Source organism: Staphylococcus petrasii (assembly GCF_002902565.1).
GTDB lineage: Bacteria > Bacillota > Bacilli > Staphylococcales > Staphylococcaceae > Staphylococcus > Staphylococcus petrasii.
The window spans coordinates 1-7,291 of sequence record NZ_PPRC01000076.1 but is presented as its reverse complement, the minus strand read 5'-3'; the positions used below and the strand labels follow the sequence as shown (position 1 = coordinate 7,291).

Sequence of the window (7,291 nt, the reverse complement as noted above, 5' to 3'; positions counted from 1 at the left end):
CATTAAAATATAATTATATAGTATTTTATGATAAATTTTTTAGGAGAATGAATATGAGCTTTTTAGGATTTTTAATATTTGTTGGATTAAGCATACTATTTTATAAAAAAACCAAATTATCGATATTACAATCCATGGGGATTTCGATTATACTATCTGCTTTAGTTAATTTTATATTGAATATGTTAATTTTTATAAATTTTTCAATTTTAGTTATATTAGCTTTAATGATAGTAGGAGCGGTATATTATATCTATAAAAAGACTCTTTCAGATTGGAAAAAAATAAATCCTACAATTAATGATGTAATTGATTTTAGCAAAGAAATTGAGAACAGTTCTGTCGAAGGAGATATGATTGGTGAATATATTCCCGTTAATAGAACGGAATATTTTAATATGGGAACAGAAAATAATATTTCGGAAGATGTATTTCTTATTATTTACAATGCACAGCCTGCTAAAAACGAAATGAAATTTATGGAATATGGCTATTTAATTACAACAAATGAGATTGTTCTAAATAGGCAAATTAGAAACAAAAATTCAACTGATAGAAAAGAAAAATATACTAATGAAAAAATAAATATACCATTTCAAAATTTATATAAACAATACAGGATAGGGAAAACTTCATTTTTACTTTATTATGATGGACCCAATTTAATTGTAAGAGATTTTCCAGATACATTGTCTAATAAAATTAATTTTGTAATTGAATCAGGTTGGTCAAAGGTAGTTAATGAGGTTTTAAGTAAAAAATTATATACTGAAACTGAAATTAATGAAGATAATCAAGTAGAGGAATTAGAAAAAATTTTTGAGAAAAATAAGAACAGTATTAATATTGATAGTTTTTCAACTTCAGCAAGTAATGCTCAATTTGCAAATATTAGCAAACAAATGAATGAAGATTTAAATCGTTCACAAATAAATGCGAGATTTAGTGAGAGTGCGGATGGAGTTAAAGCAAAAGGTTATGGTGTTGCAGGTGAACACGCTGGAACAGCATTTGATAGAATGAAATTTAAAAATGCTGAAGGATTAGGGCATGATAATTCTAAGAATGGCGCAGATAGAATAGTTAATGGGAAATTGATTCAAACAAAATATTATAAAAAAGCTTCAAACAGTGTTAATAGTGCTTTTCATACAGTGGATAAACACCAAACGGCTAAGTATACATATGAAATTAATGGCAAAAAAAGAATGATGGTTTTAGAAGTGCCTAAAGATCAATATTCTATAGCGCTTGAGGAGATGAAACGAAAAATTAAAGGTGGAGCAGTTCCTAACGAAAGCAATCCTGAAAATGCACATAAATATCTAAAAAAAGGTGCTCTAACTTATAATCAAGCTCATATTGCTCAAACAAGTATATTTGATAGCAGAAAGCATTCTGTTTATTTAGATGCAAATGGTCAAAAACAAACTGCAACTTTAGTTCAAAAACTTAAATATTCGGCAGGGATAGATTTTATACACGGAGCTAGTACAGCAGTGCCAGGTGCTATTGTATCGAGTGTTTGGATTTATTGGACGTGTAGAACAAGTGGATTGGAACCTAAAGAGTCCTTTAAAAAAGCAAGTGTCTCTTTTATTAAGCCTATTGCTTATAGCGGATTTACTTTTATGATCGCTTCTCAATTTGCTGGAAGCCAAGTAGGCAAGAAACTTGGAACAACATTAATTAATACTAAAGTAGCAAGTAAATTTGCTCAAAACACCTCTAAGGATGCAACTAAAGCAGTTACGGGTGGAACATTAGTTGCGATTAATATAGCTGTGTCATTTGGGCCAGATGTATATAACGTCTTAAGAGGTAGAATTTCGCAAAAACAACTTATTAAAAATGCTGTAGCCACAGGTATTGGCTCGTTAGGTGGCTTAGCAGGAGGAGCAGCATTTGGTAGTATGTTTTTCCCAGGGATTGGTACTGTTATTGGAGCTACTATTGGTGGGACTGTTTCTACATTTGCAGCCAAAAAAGTAATGGATACTTTTGTAGAAGATGACGCAGTACAAATGTTAAGAATAGCTAAAGAAGAATTTATTGAAAATATAATTATGAGTGGTGTATCCAAAGAAGAATTTGAATACATTTTAAAAGGTACATTTTTACATAAAAACTTCAATAAAATGCTTAAATTAATGTTTGCAGCTGAGTCGCCAAGAGAATTCATAAGAGAAATATATAGTACTTTATTAATAGAAGTATTTGAGAAAAGACAAGGACCAGATGATTCAGAAATCATAGCGTTTATTGAAAGTGTTTACGATAATAATCAAGATGTGGCGTAAATATAAATTAAAAGGTTAAATAAGGAAGTGAAATTTAACTAAATAATTAATAGGAGACGAAAAATGGATAAAGAAAAATTTGCTCAATCTTACGTAGAAAAATTACAATTAGAAAATAATTTGAAAATTGATAATAAAAGTAAATATATTTGGATTAAAGAAATAGTCTCTTATTTTGGTTCTTTTAATAGTATAGGCAGAAGAATATTAAAAGCGTATCCTAATATGAATCGTGATGAATTAGCACTAGCGATAGCTAAAAAACTATATTCTAGAACAAAATATAATCCAATTAAAGCTATAATATTAAAAAAAGTTGTGAAAGAAATTGAAAATCGAATTATTAATAAATCAGCTAGGGAGAATTAAAATGAACGAATTTTTGAAGATTTTTGGAAAACATCTTGTTAGTAAAAAAGTTATTACAATAATAGTAGATTTAATAATTGAAATAATTTATAAGACAGTAGATGATTTAAGAGAATAAAAATCAACTTACTTAGAAAACTCTTCTAATTTTACTTTTTCTTTACTCAACTCAAATAATCAACAAATATTCCTCTTGTAAGATGGTGGTGTATATCATCTTCAAGGGGGATTTTTTATGAGAAATAAGCAGTTGTTTAATAAGCGTGAGGCGTTTTCGATTCGTAAGTATTCATTTGGGGCTGCGTCGATTTTAGTTGGGAGTTTATTGTTTTTAGGTGGGCAAGCGTCTGCTGCTGAGAGTAATGAGGTTCAGTCTTCTGAGGATGTTTCTACAGAACAAGCTACGCAAGAGAAACTGAGTGAGGAAAGTGCTACTCAAAATGGGGAACAACCTAAGAGAGATGAAGTTGTGACTCAAGAAGTGAAAACGACTGAGGTACCATCAACTGAAGAGATAAAAACTCAAGAGGCACAAGTTCAATCAAATGAAACAATACATAATGATGTTCAAAGTAATCAAGCATCACAACAAGCTAATACTAAGGAAGTAAGTTCTGAGGTTTCATCTACACAAGAAAATAAAGCTACTAATGAAGTACATACTCAAGAACAACCTTCTACAGAACAGGCTACACAAGAATCCACTACTAATAATGATAAAAATTCAACTTCAACTAAGGAAGTAAAAACAGAAGAAGCTTCTACTAAAGAGGTAAATTCATCTCAAGAAAAAACAACACAGCCATCTACTCAAGAACAAGCTACAAAAGAAGTTTCACAAACTCAAGAACAAGCACAATATGAAAGTAAACAAGAAACTTCAACAGAAGATGCTAAAGAAGTGACTACGCAAGAAACTACAAAACTATCACAACCAAGTACTGAAAAGGCAGAAACTGGACATGATAAAATAACGCAAGAAAGTAATGGAAGTTCAGATTCTGCAGTAGTTCAAGATCAAAATGTAAATACAACTCAAGAGGGCGAGGAGTCTACACAGCCGAGTAATATCAATCGACCTTTTCAAGAAGAAGTGAAAAATAATGAAGTAACTTCTACGGAAGAAGGTAACGTAACAATTGCTGATGTGCCTAAGACTGAGCTTAAAAATTTAACGCCTAAAGAGAGGGAAGCGTTGTACAAGGTGTTACAAGAGGATGCGAATTCTCAAGATCAACAACCGAAAGCGATTCTATCTACGACGCCTGAATGGACGTCAGCGCAACGTACGAAGAATGCCTCTCGCACTGGGCAAGATCAATTAAATGTGACGCATTCGGGACGCTATACGAGTGGCGCGGACTTCGGTAAAGGCGGCACAGAAATTGTGAAGTACAATCCGAAGAATGGTTATGCGTATTCGGTAAATGGTGATAAAGAAGCGTTGGATATTATTGACGTGAAGCACCCTGGAAAAGATGGCGAGATTAATTTAGTGAAACGCATTTACTTACAAGATAATGGAATTGAAGCGGGCGATGTGACAAGCGTGACAGTGCATCCAAGTGGCGATTATGTCGCAATATCAGCCCCAGCAGAAGATAAAACGCAACCTGGTCATGTGGCGTTCTATAGTGCGGACGGCCAATATTTAAATCATTTGACGGTCGGCAGTCTACCGGATATGGTTACGTTCTCTAAAGACGGCAAATATTTATTAGTTGCAAATGAAGGCGAACCAAATGATGATTACACAGTTAACCCACAGGGCTCAGTGTCAGTGATTGATCTTTCTGCTGGTCCAAGTCATTTAACTACTGAAAATGTGCGCACAGCTGTCTTTACGAAAGAACATCAACAAGGGCTTCGTGCGTTAGGTCCAAATGCAGAGGATGCGTATTTAAATATTGAACCAGAGTATATTGCGGTGGATAACCAAAGTAAGTACGCTTATGTGACATTACAGGAAGTAAGTGCCATTGCGAAAATTGATATCGAAAAAGCACAAATTGTAGAAGTGAAAGCCTTACCTTATAAAGATTATTCACTTGCTCAAAATTCAATGGATCCATCTGATAAAGACGATAAAAAAGAATTACGTCGTGTCCCAGTTCTTGGATTATTGCAACCGGATGGTATCGATACGTATGAATATAATGGCGAAACTTATTTAGTTATCGCAAATGAAGGTGACTCACAAGATTATAAAGGTTACTCTGAAGAAACGCGTGTGAAGAAATTGAAAGACGATATTCAATTAGATGCGCGTTACTACAAAGGTTTCACTCAAGATGAATTAGACGAAATGGTGAAAAATGGCCTGTTTGATGATGAACAACTTGGCCGTTTGAAAGTGACAACTGCACAACCATTTAAAACTAAAGACGGTAAATATAATGCGTTAGTAACTTATAGCGGACGTTCATTCTCAATTTTAAGAGCATCTGATTTAGAAATGGTTTACGACAGTGGCAATGACATCGAGCAACGCGTTTTAGATTTACTTCCTGAACGCTTCAATGCCAATTATGAAGGTCCAGATGAAATTGAAGTAGATGGTCGCAGCGATGATAAAGGTCCAGAAGTTGAGAATGTCGTTGTCGGTAAAGTGGGTGCGCATTCATATGCCTTCGTTGGATTAGAACGCGTGGGTGGTATTATGATTTATGACATTACGAACCCTAATGAGACTTATTTTGTGAAATATTTATATGACCCAGATAATAAAGATATCTCACCAGAAGGCATCACTTTTGAAAGTGCTGAAGAGAGTCCAACTGGCAAACCGATGTTAATCGCTTCATTCGAGCTATCAGGCACAACATCAACTTGGGAATTAGACGATTTAACAGGCGATGTTGAAGACAATAATAACCCAGGAAATACTAACGGGGAGTCTAAAGATGATTCAGATAACCCTCCTTCTGAAAATGAAGAACCAAATACAGACCATGATGTGGATAATGGAGAACATCAAGATAACGAAGACGAAACTTCAAATAATGAAGAAGACAATCATTCATCTGAAGACAATAATGGAAATGATGAAGGTCTAGAACCACCTTATGAAGTGGATGGTGACATTTTTGAAGATGATAGTGACGAGGTAATCTCAGATCAAGCAGATAATAATGACGGAGATACAACTAATCACGATGAAGGCACTTTAGACAACGAAGAAAGCAATCAACCTGCTAGCCAAAATCATGAAAACGAAACTCACAATGACAATCCAATATTAACTCAAGGAAACGATGTAAGACATCATAATAATTCTTCTCAAAATGTGAATCATAGTGCTCATATAAGTCATCATCAAGAAGTAAGCCACAATAAACAATCGACAAATTCAAATAATCATAACTCAAGTGAGACAAATAATAATACTCCAAGTCATCACGGAGTTAAAACTAATCATGTAAGTACAGTATCTGATAAAGCAAACCATTCAAATAGTTCTAATGCTAAAGAAACAAACGAACTACCAAAATCAGGTCAAACAGAAACAAACACAACATTATGGTCAGTTCTATTAGGTGGCCTAGGTTTAGCATTCATAAGAAAACGCAAAACATCAAAAACTGAAAAATAATATATAAATCACATAGCTCATTAGATGATTAAGTTCATTTAGTGAGCTTTATTATATAACAATTACATAAATAATATAAAATATATTAAATTTGAATAATTTTGAAATTGTATTGTAAGCTATAAAAAGAAAGGAGAATTTATATGAGAATAAACGTAAACGACTTAGTAGCATTACATTATATTAATGGAAAAAGCGAGAATAAATGTATCCCACCGAATTATAGTACAGAAGGACGATATTTTAATGAAAATATGGGGGATATAAAAGAAAGTTTAGCTAAGCTTCATAAAAAAGATTTAATTTACTTAGAAAGTGATATTGAAAAAGGATTAGAAGTTTTAAATAAAGATGAATTAAAAGAAATACTAAAAGATATTAAAGTTCCTAGTGCAGCAAGAAAAAATACGTTAATAAATAAAATAATTGAAAATATTCAATTAGGTAATATTGATACTGAAAGTTTACAGATACCTAAATTTTATAAATTAAGTGATGAAGGGTTGGACATCATAAATAATACATCTTATATTCCATATTTTTTAGATAATTGGTTTAATATAATTACTTTAAACCGTGCGCATAAATATGCAAAAGAAATTAGTAATGAAGAAGATAAAATTGAGAAAATACATATTAAAGAACTCAAAAGGAGAATTCAATCTGATAGCAAAGAATTGCTAGATTATCCGATTGAATTAACTAGTGTATTAAATAGTTTAATAAATTATGAATTTCAACAAAAAAATATTGAAAAAAGTAGAATTAGTGCTAATTTAGTAACTTTTTTAGAATTTCATACTCAAGTAAAACAATTTAAAAAGCATATTGATAGTGAGTTTTTTGATGAAGAGTATGATATCCCTAAATTTTATATAGAAGATACAGGAAAAATTCGTGGTATTTATGAAATATTAATTTTAAATCAAGAAACTCCCATCGAAGATTTTATTGATTGGTTTATAGATGATTTGTCTTATTTATTTGAAGTTAATACTGAATATTTTAGTGACATAGCAAAATATATATA

The 7,291-nt window shown here is 32.0% G+C and carries 4 protein-coding genes; all 4 read left to right on the top strand.

The annotated features are described in order from the left end of the window. Nucleotides 1–53 precede the first annotated feature (53 nt). Nucleotides 54–2,300 carry a hypothetical protein gene (locus tag CD127_RS10300; protein WP_103366647.1) on the top strand — a complete coding sequence of 749 codons (2,247 nt, stop codon included), beginning with the start codon at nt 54–56 and terminating at the stop codon, nt 2,298–2,300. Nucleotides 2,301–2,363: 63 nt separating this feature from the next. Continuing rightward, nucleotides 2,364–2,669, top strand: a complete 306-nt coding sequence (locus CD127_RS10295) for a hypothetical protein (RefSeq protein ID WP_103366646.1) — start codon at nt 2,364–2,366, stop codon at nt 2,667–2,669. A gap of 235 nt (nt 2,670–2,904) precedes the next feature. After that, nucleotides 2,905–6,261: a choice-of-anchor I family protein gene (locus CD127_RS10290; protein WP_103366645.1), complete on the top strand. Its 3,357-nt coding sequence runs from the start codon at nt 2,905–2,907 to the stop codon at nt 6,259–6,261. Between the two features lie 143 nt (nt 6,262–6,404). Beyond that, nucleotides 6,405–7,291, top strand: an 887-nt coding sequence (locus CD127_RS10285) for a hypothetical protein (protein ID WP_142381312.1), incomplete at its 3' end; no start/stop codon positions are given.

Bases quoted from the DNA above. Each gene is read 5' to 3' on its own strand.
- CD127_RS10300 (WP_103366647.1), top strand. From the start codon at position 54: ATGAGCTTTTTAGGATTTTTAATATTTGTTGGATTAAGCATACTATTT.
- CD127_RS10295 (WP_103366646.1), top strand. From the start codon at position 2,364: ATGGATAAAGAAAAATTTGCTCAATCTTACGTAGAAAAATTACAATTA.
- CD127_RS10290 (WP_103366645.1), top strand. From the start codon at position 2,905: ATGAGAAATAAGCAGTTGTTTAATAAGCGTGAGGCGTTTTCGATTCGT.